Annotated in this window: 16 protein-coding genes; 2 read left to right on the top strand and 14 right to left on the bottom strand. The window is 63.8% G+C overall.

What is annotated here, in order from left to right; all coding sequences use genetic code 11:
• Positions 1–10: 10 nt before the first annotated feature.
• Both QWY74_RS11605 and galU read right to left on the bottom strand, forming a co-directional pair.
• Positions 11–1,303: a UDP binding domain-containing protein gene (locus QWY74_RS11605; RefSeq protein WP_290314373.1), complete on the bottom strand. Its 1,293-nt coding sequence runs from the start codon at positions 1,301–1,303 to the stop codon at positions 11–13.
• A 3-nt stretch (positions 1,304–1,306) separates the two neighbouring features.
• A complete protein-coding gene (galU, locus tag QWY74_RS11600) occupies positions 1,307–2,200 on the bottom strand; it encodes a UTP--glucose-1-phosphate uridylyltransferase GalU (RefSeq protein ID WP_264825802.1) in 894 nt (297 codons plus the stop codon).
• Between the two features lie 146 nt (positions 2,201–2,346).
• Here galU and ubiG point away from each other — a divergent pair, with 146 nt between their 5' ends.
• Together ubiG and QWY74_RS11590 are read left to right on the top strand one after the other, a co-directional pair.
• Positions 2,347–3,072, top strand: coding sequence for a bifunctional 2-polyprenyl-6-hydroxyphenol methylase/3-demethylubiquinol 3-O-methyltransferase UbiG (gene ubiG, locus QWY74_RS11595; protein ID WP_264825801.1), 726 nt, complete (start codon positions 2,347–2,349; stop codon positions 3,070–3,072).
• On the top strand, positions 3,072–3,752 hold the full coding sequence (locus QWY74_RS11590; protein ID WP_264825800.1) for an HAD-IA family hydrolase: 681 nt from the start codon (positions 3,072–3,074) through the stop codon (positions 3,750–3,752). Before ubiG ends, QWY74_RS11590 begins: the two co-directional genes overlap by 1 nt.
• Positions 3,753–3,814: 62 nt before the next feature.
• Here the strand turns inward: QWY74_RS11590 and QWY74_RS11585 are convergent, their stop codons facing one another.
• From QWY74_RS11585 to aspS, 12 genes are all read right to left on the bottom strand, one after another.
• Entirely contained in the window at positions 3,815–4,582 is a 768-nt protein-coding gene (locus tag QWY74_RS11585; RefSeq protein ID WP_264825799.1) for a YciK family oxidoreductase, read from the bottom strand.
• A 21-nt stretch (positions 4,583–4,603) separates the two neighbouring features.
• Positions 4,604–5,395 (bottom strand): tol-pal system protein YbgF, encoded by a 792-nt coding sequence (gene ybgF / locus QWY74_RS11580; protein ID WP_264825798.1) that lies wholly within the window; start codon positions 5,393–5,395, stop codon positions 4,604–4,606.
• A 120-nt stretch (positions 5,396–5,515) separates the two neighbouring features.
• Entirely contained in the window at positions 5,516–6,076 is a 561-nt protein-coding gene (gene pal / locus QWY74_RS11575; protein WP_264825797.1) for a peptidoglycan-associated lipoprotein Pal, read from the bottom strand.
• 26 nt (positions 6,077–6,102) lie between these two features.
• Positions 6,103–7,392, bottom strand: coding sequence for a Tol-Pal system beta propeller repeat protein TolB (tolB, locus tag QWY74_RS11570; protein WP_264825796.1), 1,290 nt, complete (start codon positions 7,390–7,392; stop codon positions 6,103–6,105).
• Entirely contained in the window at positions 7,392–8,498 is a 1,107-nt protein-coding gene (gene tolA / locus QWY74_RS11565) for a cell envelope integrity protein TolA (RefSeq protein WP_290314372.1), read from the bottom strand. Before tolA ends, tolB begins: the two co-directional genes overlap by 1 nt.
• Before the next feature lie 9 nt (positions 8,499–8,507).
• On the bottom strand, positions 8,508–8,948 hold the full coding sequence (gene tolR / locus QWY74_RS11560) for a protein TolR (protein ID WP_264825793.1): 441 nt from the start codon (positions 8,946–8,948) through the stop codon (positions 8,508–8,510).
• 12 nt (positions 8,949–8,960) lie between these two features.
• Positions 8,961–9,638: a protein TolQ gene (gene tolQ, locus QWY74_RS11555; RefSeq protein WP_290314371.1), complete on the bottom strand. Its 678-nt coding sequence runs from the start codon at positions 9,636–9,638 to the stop codon at positions 8,961–8,963.
• 40 nt (positions 9,639–9,678) lie between these two features.
• On the bottom strand, positions 9,679–10,701 hold the full coding sequence (gene ruvB, locus QWY74_RS11550) for a Holliday junction branch migration DNA helicase RuvB (RefSeq protein ID WP_264825791.1): 1,023 nt from the start codon (positions 10,699–10,701) through the stop codon (positions 9,679–9,681).
• A gap of 79 nt (positions 10,702–10,780) precedes the next feature.
• Positions 10,781–11,392: a Holliday junction branch migration protein RuvA gene (ruvA, locus tag QWY74_RS11545; RefSeq protein WP_264825789.1), complete on the bottom strand. Its 612-nt coding sequence runs from the start codon at positions 11,390–11,392 to the stop codon at positions 10,781–10,783.
• A 158-nt stretch (positions 11,393–11,550) separates the two neighbouring features.
• Complete coding sequence (gene ruvC, locus QWY74_RS11540; protein WP_264825788.1) at positions 11,551–12,093, bottom strand: crossover junction endodeoxyribonuclease RuvC; 543 nt, start codon at positions 12,091–12,093, stop codon at positions 11,551–11,553.
• 33 nt (positions 12,094–12,126) lie between these two features.
• Positions 12,127–12,885 carry a YebC/PmpR family DNA-binding transcriptional regulator gene (locus QWY74_RS11535; RefSeq protein WP_290314370.1) on the bottom strand — a complete coding sequence of 253 codons (759 nt, stop codon included), beginning with the start codon at positions 12,883–12,885 and terminating at the stop codon, positions 12,127–12,129.
• An 86-nt stretch (positions 12,886–12,971) separates the two neighbouring features.
• The gene (gene aspS, locus QWY74_RS11530; protein ID WP_264825786.1) at positions 12,972–14,753 is read right to left on the bottom strand and encodes an aspartate--tRNA ligase; all 1,782 of its coding nucleotides are present in this window, start codon (positions 14,751–14,753) and stop codon (positions 12,972–12,974) included.
• Positions 14,754–14,776: the final 23 nt, after the last annotated feature.

Raw genomic sequence — 14,776 nt, 5'->3', positions numbered from 1 at the left:
AGCGAGCGCCTCAAGGGTCGCAACGCCGGCCGATCCCCCGGTAATACAGTCCCCGAGACGCAACATAGCCGGGGTCATAGATATTGCGTCCGTTCAGGAGCAAACGGCCTCCTAGCTGGCCGGCCAGGCGCTGCCAGTCCGGGTTCCAGTAGGCCTTCCACTCGGTGACCAGCATCAATGCATCGGCCCCTTCGGTGGCTTCATAAGGATCGCCGTCGAAGCAGTCGAGTAAGGGGTGGTCGCCGAGCCGCTCCTGTAGGGCCGAGACGGCGGCCTGGTCATGCAACCTGACCCTGACGCCCTGAGCCCAGAGCGCGCGCAGCAGCGTCAACACGGGGGCGTGATCGATGCGGGCTGTCCCGGGTTTGAAGGCCGCGCCCCAGATGGCCACTGTCCTGCCCTCTAGGCAGCCGTGATAATGCGCCCAGAGCTTGCGAAACAGGGTTTCCTTCTTGTGCTCGTTGATGTCCAGCACCTGGTCGAGCAGGGCCGAGTGACGCCCGCTGGCCGATTGAACATCCGCCAGTCGCATCAGGTCACGTGAAAAGCTGGGGCCGCCGAAGCCACACCCCGGGTAGAGGTACTCATAACCAATGCGGCTATCCGCGCCCATACCCTGCCGCACATGCTCGACATCAACCTCCAGGGTATCGGCCAGGCCGGCGATTTCGTTCATGTAACTGATGCGCGTCGCCAGCATGCCGTTGATGGCCAGCTTACTGAGTTCGGCGGCTCGCCGGGGCATGCGCTGAAAGACATCCCGGCGACGGTTGAAGGCACGCAGCAACTCGCGAACGCGCTGCTCGGCCGTGTCGTCATCGCACCCCAGCAACCAGCGCGAGGGACGCGTGAACGTTTCCCAGGCACGCCCTTCCTCAAGCAGGTCGACCAGGGTGACCGCCCTCCCCGCTCGCTCCAGGCGTTGCTCCAGGACTTCCGTTTCGCCTACCGGAAACGTCGAATTGTTGACCAGCACCGAGTCGTCAGACAGCCCGTCGCGATAGCGATCAATCAGCTCACCGGCATCGGCGCGCTGTTCGGGGGACAAGGCCAGCCAGACCACGTCAAACGCCCTGGCCTCGGCGGATGGTTCATCGGCTTCGAGGATCGTCAGGCGACCCTGATCACGGCTCTGGGCAAGATGGTCGAGAAGATGAGGCTCGCTGGTCAGCCAGGCGCTGGCGGCAAGACGCCTCCAGCCCAGGGTGTCATGAGGCCGCCAGACCACTTGGTGACCCACCCAGGCCAGGGCGGCGGCAGCGGTGGCCGCGGCCAGTTCGCTGCCGATGATCAAGACTCGCATGAACTACTCCTCGCCGGCATAACGCTTGATCAGCTCGCGGAAGCCCTCTCCATAACGATCATGGCGGCGCCCGTAGGCGAGGATGGCTTCCAGGTAGCCGAGCTGGTGACCGCAATCATAGGTCCGCCCGCGCATGCGCCAGGCATCGACACCCTCGAGGTCGCGAAGGGTTTCGATGGCGTCGGTCAACTGGATTTCATCCCCGGCACCAGGCGGCGTGTTCGCCAGCAAGGGGAAGATGCGGCCGGGCAGCACGTAACGGCCGATCACCGCCAGGTTGGAAGGCGCCTGCTCATGAGCGGGCTTTTCGACCAGCCCGGCCAGGGCAGACGCTTCACCCGCGGCCGGTGCATCGTTCTGCGGGGCCACGATGCCGTACTTGTGAACCATATCATGGGGCACCTCCTCGACCATTAGCTGGCTGCGCTGGCGGTCATTGAAGGAAGCCACCATGCCGGCGAGATCATTGTCGCCCGACACCCCACTGCCATCCACCAGCACATCCGGCAGCAGCACGGCAAAGGGCTCGTCATCACCGATGATGGGGCGAGCACAGAGCACCGCATGACCCAGGCCCAGGGGCTCGGACTGGCGGATGCTGACAATATTCACGTCCGGCGGCACGATGGCGCGCAGCTCCTCGAGCAATTCCCACTTGCCCTTGGCCTCGAGACCCGCCTCGAGCTCGAAGTGCTTGTCAAAGTGATTTTCGATGGCTCCCTTGCTGCCGTGGGTGACCAGCACGATATCGCGAATTCCAGCTTCCACGGCTTCCTGAACCACGTATTGAATCACCGGCCGGTCGACGATGGTGATCATTTCCTTGGGGATGGCCTTGGAAGCAGGCAAGCAACGGGTGCCGAAGCCGGCAACGGGTAGAACAGCCTTGCGAATCATGGAACAGTCCCTGTGATATTCAAGTGCAAAGGAAAGTGAAGCGCCATTGGGAATGGACTCCCCGGAACGGGTATCATGATCCCATGATACCGAATGCGCCCGTGATCGCCACCAGGGCAAATCAGGCAAGACAGATGGAGAATGCCATGACGGCTAGTGATTCCCGCAGTGACAATGTCGACGCCTCTGAAATCGCCAAGTTCGAGGCACTGGCCGAGCGCTGGTGGGATGTCAACGGCGAATTCAAGCCGTTGCATGACATCAATCCCTTGCGACTCGACTTCATTGATGCCCGTGCCGGTCTGGCGGGACGGCAGGTTTTGGATGTGGGCTGCGGTGGCGGCATACTCGCCGAGGCCATGGCGCATCGCGGCGGCCAGGTCTCGGGTATCGACCTGGGAGAGGCACCGCTTGCGGTAGCTCGGCAGCATGCCGAGCAATCGGCGCTGCAGGTCGACTACCAATGCACCAGCGTCGAGCAGTTGGCCGAACGCCAGCCGGCTTCCTTCGACGTGGTCACCTGCATGGAAATGCTGGAGCATGTCCCCGACCCCGGCTCCGTGGTGCAGGCCTGCGCGCGCCTGGTCAAACCGGGGGGGCAGGTCTTCTTCTCGACCATCAACCGACACCCGAAGGCCTATGCCCTGGCGATTATCGGCGCCGAGTATGTACTGGGCATGCTGCCACGAGGCACCCATGACTATGCCCGTTTCATACGTCCCTCGGAACTGGCGGGCTGGTCAAGGGAAGCCGGCCTGGAGGTGCGCGAACAGAGCGGCCTCATCTATCACCCCTTATGGCGCCGCTATCAGCTATCCGCCAGGGATGTCGCGGTGAACTATCTCATGCATTGCCGCCGCGAGGTGGCCTGATGGACCGCCTCTCGCTTCCCTCGGCCCTGCTGTTCGATCTGGATGGCACCCTGGTCGACACCGCCCCGGATCTGGCGCGGGCCACCAATGCGTTGCGCGCCCACCATGGTCTGAGTGCACTTCCCTACCCGCGAATTCGCTCCCAGGTTTCCAACGGCGGCAGCGCCCTGGTGGAGATGGCGCTGGGACTGGGCCGCGAGCAGGCCGGGCATGAAAGCGCACGCCAGTACCTGCTCGACCGTTACAGCGAAGCCCTGGCGGTGGAGAGTCTGGTCTTTACGCCTCTCGAGACACTGCTGCAGCACTGGATTATGGCCGGCCGCCCCTGGGGGATCGTCACCAACAAGCCGCGGGCCTATGCAGCGCCGCTGGTCAGGGCCCTCGAGCTTGAGCCGGACGTGTTGTTGTGCGCCGATGATCTACCCATGAAGAAGCCCGATCCGGCCCCGTTGCACGAGGCAGCGCGCCGTCTTGACGTCGCCTCCGAGAAATGCTGGTACATCGGTGATCATCATCGCGATGTACAGGCCGCTCGAGCCGCCGGTATGATCGCCGTGGCCGTCGGCTATGGCTATCTGGAAGCGCCGGACGATCATCGCCACTGGTCGGCCGATTTTTGTTTCGACACCCCCGAGGCGCTGGTCCATGCACTGACGAAGGCGCCGACCGACATCGCCTGACACCACCCCCGGCCGCACTCGGCGGGCGGGAGACCCCGGCAGAGTGGCGCTCTACCGGGTACTCAGGTCGTGCGCGGTGGCTGAGCGTCGAAGGTTTCGCCGTTGTGCCCTCGGCTGTCCGGCCCCATCAGCCACAGATAGGTCGGCATGATGTCATCCGCCGAGCGCAGTGTCATGGGATCTTCCCCCGGATAGGCCGACTTGCGCATGGCGGTGCGGGTGGCCCCCGGATTGAGGCTGTTGATGCGCACCTGTCCCTCGTGCTCGACCTCGTCGGCGAGCACCTGAACGAAGCCCTCAGTGGCAAACTTGGACACCGAATAGGCGCCCCAGTAGGCGCGTCCCTTGCGGCCGACACTCGATGTGGTGAAGATCACCGATGCATCCGGCGCGGCACGCAACAACGGCAGCAGAGCCTGGGTCATCCAGATCGGCCCATTGACGTTGACCTGCATCACCTGCTCCCAGAGCGCCGGGTCGTATTGCTCGAAGGGCGTGATGCGTCCCAGTAATCCAGCATTGTGTAAAAGGCCGTCGAGCCGCCCGAATGTCTCTTCGAGGGTCACGGCCATGTCCTGGTAGTCCTTGAAGGTCGCGCCCTCGAAATTGAGCGGAAAGATCGCCGGCTGAGCGCCGCCGGCGGCCTCGATTTCGTCATAGACCTTCTCGAGCTTGGCGGTGGTTCTGCCCAGCAGTATCACGGTGGCCCCGTGTCGCGCATAGCTCAGGGCGGCACTGCGGCCGATACCATCGCCTGCCCCGGTAACCAGTATGATGCGCCCCGCCAGCAGATCGCCGGCCGGCTTGTACTCAATCCTGCAACACGCCATCTGGACTCTCCGTGTCAACGATCAGCTACCCGACTCTTTCTGGAAGTCCTCTGCCAGGCTGGCCGCGCTGCTGTCGGGATATTGTGACTGAACCTGGTCGAGCAGCTCGCCACTGGCTTCGATGTTGCCCTGGCGGGCCTTGAGAAGCCCAAGCTTGTACAGCGCGTCAGGTACCTTGTTGCTGTCAGGGAAGCCGTCGATCACCTTCCGGAAGGCGGCCGAGGCGGCCTCGAGATCGGATTCTGCAGAATGCAGCTCGCCCAGCCAGTAGTGGGCATTGGCGGCCAGCCCGCTCTGGGGATAATCCGCGATGAAGGTCTCGAAGGCCTGGCGGGCGGCCGCGAAATCGCGGTTCTGTACCTTGGCGAATGCGGCCTGGTAGGCCTCACGCCCGGCGCTGTCGTTCGCCCCGGCGTTACCGCCGGACGACGCCGAACCGGACGAGTTCGATGACGGCGCTGACGACGAGGCACTGCCTCCAGCAGCATCGGAAGACAGGGAACTCAGGCGGTCGTCCATGTCCAGGTACTGCTGACGCGTTTGCTGGCGCAGTTGCTCAAGCTGGTGGCGTAACTCCTCGACCTGTCCCCTGAGGCGGCGCAGCTCTTCCTGATTCTGCTTCAGGCGGTTGAAAAGCACCAGATCGCCACCGGCTTCCGCACGAGTGGCGGTCTGATCGTAAAAGGTGCCACCTCCCGAGCTTCCCCCCGACAGATCGGTCACCGAGGGCTGCTGAGCAGACACGGTCGGCACGACGCCCATTGGCAGGCTGACAATGCCGATGATGCACAAGCGTTTCAGGCCCGTTTTCATCGCATATCCTTCCTTGCGTATCCATTGACCGTGCAGCACGCCGGTCGGGCATACGAGTGCGGGGGCGCGCCCCGCGCTCTTGCCATACCTTCAGGCCGACGGGCCGGCTGGCGCCGTGTATCAGTAGGCAAAGACGACACGACGGTTCTGCGCATAGGCCTGTTCGTTGCTGCCGCGCGCGGCGGGACGTTCTTCACCGTAACTGACGACGTCCACCTGAGAGGGGGATACGCCCTGCACGCTGAGGAATTCCTCGACGGCACCGGCACGCCGCTCCCCCAGCGCCAGGTTGTATTCACGGGTCCCCCGCTCATCGGTATGACCCTGCAGCACAACACTGGCATTGGTGTTGTTGCGCAGGAAGCTGGCATGGGCGTTGAGCACCGACTGGAATTCAGGCCGGATCGTGTCGCTGTCGAAAGCAAAATAGATGGTACGCGTGGCCGGAATGCGCGAATCGGCCATCTGGCCAGAACCACCGTTGAGGCCGCTTCCGTTGCCGGTGCCCGAGCCGTTCACCTGGCCGGTGCCGACACCACTGGTGCCGCTCGTGCCGGCGACTCCTGCGGTGCCGCTACCGGACATGGAGCCATCCTGGGTACCACCTATGCTGGAACAACCGGCCACGAGGGCCAGGGAAAAGGCAACGGCCAGAGACCGGACATATGGCTTGAGTTGCATCTTGGGACTCTCCTTGTGGTACGGGTTCAGTTCAGAAACGGGGACCAGGCGGGCTCGCGTACATCGCCCTGGGTCGCGGGGAGGCGGAACGAAGCGCGCCCATCCGCGGACACGACCCCCAGTACACCACGACTCCCCTCCTGGGTAGCGAAGATTACCATGGTGCCATTCGGTGCAACACTCGGCGATTCGGCCTGGCGGGCATCGCTGAGTTCCACCAGGCGACCGTTATCGAGATCCTGGCGGGCCACCTGATAGCCATTATTGCCCTTGTGGATCAGAAAGATGGCTTCTCCATCCGGCGCAAACCGCGCCCTGGCGTTATAGTCGCCGGTATAGGTCAGGCGCTCGGGAGAGCCACCATTCAGGGCCTGACGGTAGATCTGGGGCCCCCCGCTGCGATCCGAGGTGTAGATCAGGCTGCGACCATCCGGCGCCCAGGACGGTTCTGTCTCGATGCTCGGGTTGCGCGTGATACGCGTCAGTTCCTGGGAAGCGATATCGATGGTATAGATTTCCGGCTGTCCATCCCGCGAGAGCGCGATGGCCAGCCTGCGTCCATCCGGCGACCAGGAGGGGGCACTGTTCAGGCCCTCGAAGGAGGTCAGCTTGACGCGCCGGCCACTGCTGACTTCCTGCACATAGATGCCGGGGCGACCGCCCTCGAAGGAGACATAGGCGAGCTTGTTGCCATCCGGCGACCAGGCAGGTGACATGATGGGTTCATTGGATGTCAGGGCCTGGTGACTGTTGTGACCATCGGCATCGGCCACCATGAGGCGGTATTGCGTGTTGTCACCGATGCCCTCGGAGGTGACGTAGGCAATGCGCGTCGAGAAGGCACCCCGAATGTCGGTGATGGCCTCGAAGACCTGGTCACTGACATGATGCGCCGCTGCTCTCGGCTGGTCCGGCCCGGTGGTCACCGTCTCGCCCAGCATGCGTGACTCGCCGGCAACGTCCATCAGCTCGTAACGAATCCTGAGGTTGCCGTCCTCCTGCGACACCCGCCCCACGACCAGATAGCGAGTATCTAGTGCCTGCCAGTCACCATAGGTCACGTCATCGCTGCTGGCGGGCCGGGCAAACATATCCTGGCGCGCCAGTGGCGCAAAATAGCCGCTGCGGCGCAGATCCTCGGAGACGATGCGGGCAATATCCGTGGACATACTGACACCGTCTTCGGCAAAGGGTACCACCGCGATGGGCGTGGCCTGTTCGTTGCCCCGCGTGATATCGATGGTCAGCTCGGCCTGGGCCATTGGGGCGCATAGCAGCACCAGCGCGGCCAGCCAGCTCGTTAACAAGGCTCTCATCAGCGTATGTCTCCCGGACGGAAGTTGAGGTTGAACTCTCGATGGTCCCGCTGTACCGAAGCGGGCAGGTCACGCAATTCGGCAAAGGGGGCAGCCGACTCCACTGCCTGCACCGCGGCGCGGTCAAAGGCCGTGTTGCCACTGCTGCGAGCGATACTGGCGGAAAAGACCTCGCCGGAAGGCCCCAGACGAATCGCCACCAGTGCACTGGCATTGTCGCTCACATTGGGCGGGATCACCCAGGCCTGTTCGACGGAGCGGCGTACCAGATTGATAAAGCCATTGGCCGCCTCGCGGGCCTGTTCGGCATTGGCGGCGGCTTGCGCCTCACCTTGTATGGCGCGTTCCAAGCTGCTCTGGGCCGCCTCGGACGCGCGCTGGGCGGCGGCTTCCTGGCGCCGCTGCTCTTCTTCCCGCTGGCGCCGGGCCTCTTCCTCGGCCTGGCGTTGGCGTTCGGCTTCGGCCTCGCGCTGACGACGCGCCTCCTCTTCCGCTTCCCGCTGGCGCCGGGCCTCTTCCTCGGCTTGGCGTTGGCGTTCGGCTTCGGCCTCGCGCTGACGACGCGCCTCCTCTTCCGCTTCCCGCTGGCGGCGGGCTTCTTCCTCGGCCTGGCGCTGACGTTCGGCTTCGGCCTCGCGCTGGCGGCGGGCTTCCTCCTCGGCCTGGCGTTGGCGTTCGGCTTCCGCACGGCGTTCGGCCTCGGCCTTGGCCTGAGCCTCACGCCGCTGCGCCTCCTCCTCAGCGGCACGTGCAGCTTCCCGGGCGGCGGTGCGCTCTCTCTCGGCTTCGGCTTCAGCCTCTGCCGCGGCCTGACGCTCGGCCTCCGCCGCCTCTTGGCGCTGTGCTTCGGCGTCTTCGGCCTCGGCCGTAGCCGGTTCTTCCCTGGCCTCGTCGGCCGGCGAGGAGGCCTCCGGCTGGCTGGCCTGCTGGGCCTGGTCGGTCGTCGTCCGGGTACTGACCAGAGTCGCCTGAACGACCGACTGGCTCGGCGGCTCGCTTTCCGCCCAGGGAAAGCGCAGCACACTGATCATCAGGATGCCGAGATGCAGGCCGATGGCAAGCAGGGCCGGAAGCCCGTAACCGACGCGTCGTGAGTGTCTGGCCATGTCGCTTCCTCAGGACTCTCCGGGCGGCGGCTCGGAAATCAGCCCCACATTGGCGACACCGGCTTCCTGGAGCGTACTCATAAGGCTTACCACCTGCCCATAGGCGACATTGCGATCTCCCCGAACCAGTACCTGGGTCCCCGGCTGGCGTTCCAGCAGGACCAGGACGCGCTGGCTGAGTTCATCGAGCGAGACCCTGGTCTCATCGCCGCCGAGACTGACGAAAAACTGGCCCTCGCTGTCCACCGATACGACGATCGGGTCGCGGTCCTCGCTCTCCTCGATGGGTTCGGAGGCCGTCTGGGGAAGGTCCACCTGAACGCCCTGGGTCAACATGGGGGCCGTGATCATGAAGATCACCAGCAGCACCAGCATGACATCGATGAACGGCACCACATTGATCTCGTTCATCGGCTTGCGCCGCCCCATGCGGTTGAAGGGTCCGTGCATGATGCCTCTCCCTCAGCCGTCGTTGGAGTCACCGCGTCCCTGAAGGTTACGGTGCAGAATGGAATGAAATTCCTCGGCGAAGTCCTCGTACTTGCCCAGCAGCCGCGACGATTCCGCGGAGAGTCGGTTGTAGAAGATTACCGCTGGAATGGCCGCGAACAGGCCCATGGCCGTGGCGATCAGGGCTTCGGCGATCCACGGCGCGACGGTCGACAGCGTGGCCTGCTGGGCCATTGAAAGCGACTGGAAGGAGCCCATGATGCCCCATACCGTACCGAACAGGCCGATGTAGGGGCTCGACGACGCCACCGTGGCAAGAAAAACCAGATGCCTGTTGAGGCGATCCTCCTCCCGGGACCAGGCGACACGCATGCTGCGCTGCACTCCATCGAGGATGGCCTGGGGGCTGCGTGTCTTGGGCATCAGGCGGTTGAACTCGCGGAAACCGGCACGAAACAGCTGCTCGGTTCCCTGGGTGTCCTGTTCCGCCGGTGTCTCGCGATACAGTTCGTTGAGATCGACACCGGACCAGAACCGATCCTCGAACTGACGATGCGCCTTGCGCGCTCGGCGCATGACGAAGGTTCGTTGAAAGATCACGATCCAGGACAGCAGCGAACCGATCAGCAATAACAGCATGACGGCCTGCACTACACCGCTGGCGTTCATGATCAGGTGGGGAATGGACATGGCGTCGTTCACGGCAATCCTCTCGGTCTGGGCAGCTCGGTCAATCGTTGCGCGGTGCCTGATCATCCGGCGGCAGGCCAAAATGATGCCAGGCTTGGCGAGTCACCACCCGACCACGCGCGGTACGCATCATCAGGCCTTGCTGGATCAGGTATGGTTCAATGACATCTTCTATGGTGTCGCGTTCCTCGCCGATGGCCGCTGCCAGGGAATCCACCCCGACCGGCCCGCCATCGAATTTCTCGATCATGGCCAGCAACAGCCGGCGATCCATGTGATCAAGCCCATGGTGATCGACATGCAGCATGTTCAGCGCCTGGTCCGCCAGCTCGGCATTGATGTGGCCGTCACCGCGCACCTGGGCAAAATCCCGGACACGACGCAGGAGTCGATTGGCGATGCGCGGCGTGCCGCGCGAGCGCCTCGCCACTTCCATGGAGCCCTCGGCATCGCATGGCACCTCCAGCAGCCCGGCCGAGCGGGTCACGATCTGGGTGAGCTCCTCGACGGAGTAGAATTCCAGCCGCTGAACGATGCCGAAGCGGTCCCGCAGCGGCGACGTCAACAGGCCTGCCCGGGTGGTGGCGCCGACCAGGGTGAAGGAGGGAAGATCCAGCTTGATGGAGCGCGCCGCCGGCCCCTCGCCGATCACGATATCCAGCTGGAAATCTTCCATGGCGGGATACAGGACTTCCTCGACCACCGAGGGCAAACGATGGATCTCGTCGATAAAGAGCACGTCGCCGGGTTGCAGGTTGGTCAGCATGGCCGCCAGATCGCCGGCCTTCTCCAGCACCGGGCCGGAGGTCGACTTGAGCCCCACCTGCATCTCGGTGGCAATGATGTTGGCCAGGGTGGTCTTGCCAAGCCCCGGGGGACCGAAGACCAGGGTGTGGTCGAGGCTCTCCTGACGTCCCCTGGCGGCGCTGATGAAAATATCGAGCTGTTCGCGGACACGAGGCTGGCCGATATAATCGCTCAGATGACGGGGACGAATGGCATGGTCCAGAGAGCTCTCGCCATCCCGGGTCTCGGCGCCGATCAGTCGGTCGGTTTCCAGCATCTGCTCCCTTCCTCGGCAAGACTCCATTGACCCCCTGCGGGGAGATTCGGATCAGGCAGCGCTACCCGCGCCGCCGTGCTCAACCCGACATGCGGCGCACCAGGGCCGCCTTGATCATCGCTTCGGTGCTGGCCTCTTCTTCAAGACCCGAGAGCATGCGGCTGGCTTCGGTGGCCTTGTAACCCAGGCTGACCAGGGCCGCTTCGGCATCCGCCAGGGGATTGGAAGCACTAGCCGGGTGGGGTGTCACTCCCGGGCTCTGGGCATTCACTGCCGTCTCGTCCTGCCAGTGCGGGAATCGGTCACGCATCTCGATGACGAGCCGCTCGGCCGTCTTCCTGCCAACCCCCGGCAAGCGCGTCAGTGCCTTGATATCATCATCCATGACACAACGGATGAAGGCATCCTCGTCCATGCCTGAGAGAATGGCCAGGGCCAGCTTGGGACCGACCCCATTGACCTTGATCAGGGCCCTGAAGAGCGCGCGCTCCTGCTCACGAGCGAAACCGAACAGGAGGTGTGCATCGTCACGGATGGTCAGATGCGTGTGCAGCGAAACCTCCTCGCCACAGCCGGGTAACGCGACCAGGGTGGTCATCGACGCTTCCAGCTCATAGCCGACTCCGCCGACATCCACCATCAACCAGGGAGGCTGTTTTTCCAGCAGGGTGCCTCTCAGACGTCCAATCATGCGATCTCGCGATCCTCTGGTTGATCAAGGTAGTGCATCATGCAGGCGGTCGAGCGAACACCTTCAGCGACTCGGGCCTACTATACTGGTCGTCCGGACACCTTGCCAGCCTCACGGAACGCTGTTCGACAATCCTTGCACCTTTGCCCTGAGAGGAATCAGGAGGGGCGATAGTCTCGCCAGCCAGAACCCCGACCGGCCCTGCGCCGGCCCCCGTAACTGCCCTGCTGGACCAGGCCCAGGCGGGCATGGGCGTGCGTCAGGGCAATGGCCAGCGCATCGGCGGCATCCGCCTGGGGCGCGCCGTCAAGGCCCAGGACGGCCGTGATCATCTGCTGCACCTGTCCCTTGTCGGCGCCACCGTTGCCCGTCACCGCCTGCTTGATCTGCCGGGCGGCATACTCGCTGACCGGCACACCATGATTGGCGGCACAGACAATGGCGGTGCCACGCGCCTGGCCCAGCTTGAGGGCCGAGTCGGCATTCTTGGAGAGAAAGACCTGCTCGATGGCGAATTCGCCAGGCCCGTGCACCGCGATCAATTCACCGATGCCGGCATAGATCTGCGCTAAACGCTGGGCGAGATCCTCCCCACGGGTGCGAATGCAGCCGCTGGCCACGTAGCGAGGCTTCGGGGTGGTCACGTCGAGCACGCCCCAGCCGGTGATGCGTGACCCCGGATCGATACCCAGAATCAGCATGGCGTCCCCCCGAAGCGAATGCCCGTCACGGCATCAAGCCTGCTCTTGCAGGGCCTCGAGGATGTCGTCATCGAAGTCGGCATTGGTGAAGACGTTCTGCACATCATCCAGGTCCTCCAGGCGGTCGACCAGCCTGATGATACGCTGCCCCAGCTCGACATCGGTAATCCGCGTGTAATTGTCGGGAAACAAGCCCACCTCGCTCGAGGTCGGTGTCAGGCCCGCCTCGACCAGCGCATCCTTGATGACACCAAAGCGGTCCGGCGAGGTCACCACTTCCAGGCGACCGTCATCCAGCGACTCGATCTCTTCAGGCGCGGCCTCCAGGGTCGCCTCGATGGCCGCCTCTTCGCTGGCCTCACCAGGCAGGGTCAGGCGGCCCTGACGATGAAACATGAAGGCCACGGAACCGGTGGTGCCCAGGTTGCCGCCCTGCTTGCTGAAGGCATGGCGAACCTCCGACACCGTGCGATTGCGGTTGTCCGTCATGGCCTCGACCATGACCGCCACACCCTCCGGGCCGTAGCCCTCGTAGACGACTTCCTCCATGGCGTCGCCATCGGTGTTGCCGGCCCCTCTGTCGACGGCGCGCTGGATGGTGTCCTTGGTCATGTTATTGGCCAGGGCCTTGTCAATGGCGGCCCTCAGACGCGGGTTATCGGCCGGCTCGCCTCCCCCGTGTCGAGCCGCCACGCTCAACTCGCGAATCAGCTTGTTGAAGATCTTGCCGCGCCTGGCGTCCTGTGCCGCCTTGCGATGCTTGATGTTCGCCCATTTGCTGTGACCGGCCATATAGCTCCCCGGCGCTGCTTGAACAAGGATGCAAACGACACCGGCGCCCTCTCGGCGCCGGCTGGTTGTGTGACTCTCCGGGAGGATTAGTCCCCGGCATTCTCCGTCCTGGCCTTTTGACGCAGGCGGATGTTGAGCTCCTTGAGCTGCTGAGCACTGACATCGCCGGGGGCGTCGGTCATCAGGCAGGCCGCGCTCTGGGTCTTGGGAAAGGCGATGACTTCGCGAATGGTGCGCGCTCCGCTCATCAGCATGACAAGGCGATCGAGTCCGAAGGCCAGCCCGCCATGGGGCGGCGCGCCGTACTGCAGAGCATCCAGCAGGAAACCGAACTTCTCGCGCGCCTCTTCCTCGCCGATGCCCAGCGTCTCGAGGACGGTCTGCTGCATGGCCTGATCGTGAATACGAATCGATCCGCCACCCAGCTCTGTGCCATTGAGCACCATGTCGTAGGCACGGGAGAGCGCTTCGGCCGGCTGCTGTCTGAGGGTCTCGGCATCGCAGGAAGGCGCTGTGAACGGATGGTGCAGCGCCTGGAGACGCCCGTCATCGTCGGCTTCGAACATCGGGAAGTCGACCACCCACAGCGGCGCCCACTCAGCGGTGTAGAGGTCAAGATCCTCGCCCAGGCGCACACGCAGCGCTCCCAGGGCCTCATTCACGATGCGGGCTTTGTCGGCGCCGAAGAAGATGATATCGCCATCTTCGGCGCCCACACGATCGAGCAGTGGCTCGACGACACCGTCCATGAACTTGACAATCGGCGACTGCAGCCCCTCGATGCCGGCGGCCCGCTCATTGACCTTGATCCAGGCCAGGCCGCGCGCGCCGTAGATGCCGACAAAATCGGTATAGGCGTCGATCTCCTTGCGCGTCAGCGAGGCCCCGCCCTTGACCCGGAGTGCTGCAACGCGGCCATCCTCGGCGTTGGCCGGTCCGGAGAAGACCTTGAAGTCGACGTCCTTCATCAGGTCGTCGACATCCACGAGCTCCAGCGGGATGCGCAGGTCCGGCTTGTCCGAGCCGTAGCGCTGCATGGCCTCGGCATAGGGCATGCGAGCAAATTCCGGCAACTGGACCTGCAGGACCTCCTGGAAGAGCTGACGAATCATGCCTTCGGTGATGGCCATGATGTCATCTTCCTCGACAAAGGAGGCCTCGATGTCGATCTGTGTGAATTCCGGCTGACGGTCGGCGCGCAGATCCTCGTCGCGGAAACACTTGGCGATCTGATAATAGCGATCGAAGCCGGACACCATCAGCAGCTGCTTGAACAACTGTGGCGACTGGGGCAGCGCAAAGAAGTTGCCGGCATGGGTGCGGCTGGGCACCAGATAATCGCGCGCGCCCTCCGGGGTTGCCCGCGTGAGAATCGGTGTCTCGATATCCAGAAAGCCCTGGTTCTCCAGATAGGCCCGCACGGTATGTGAAATGCGCGAACGCAGGCGCAGCTTGTCGATCATGTCCGGGCGACGCAGATCGATGTAGCGGTGCTTGAGGCGGACTTCCTCACCGACACGGCCATGCTCGTCGAGCTGAAACGGCGGCGTAGCCGCGGTATTGAGAACTTCGACGTCGCGAGCCAGCACCTCAATCATGCCGGTCGGCATATTGGCATTCTGGGTGCCTTCGGGGCGCAGGCGGATGCGACCGGAGATGCGCAACACATATTCGCTACGAGCGCGATCCGCATTAGCGAAGGCCTCGGCCGTATCGGGGTCGACCACGACCTGGGCGATGCCGTCGCGATCGCGCATATCGAGGAAGATCACTCCGCCGTGGTCCCGGCGGCGGTGAACCCAGCCGCACAGGGTGACGGTCTGATCCACCATGGTCTCGTTCAATTGGCCGCAATAATGGCTGCGCATGTCGTATCCTGTTTGATTCGGGT

The sequence above is a fragment of the Halomonas almeriensis genome, from assembly GCF_030409235.1.
Lineage (GTDB): Bacteria > Pseudomonadota > Gammaproteobacteria > Pseudomonadales > Halomonadaceae > Halomonas > Halomonas almeriensis.
Note: the sequence above shows the minus strand (reverse complement) of the source record. Positions and strands in the feature narration are given on the sequence as shown.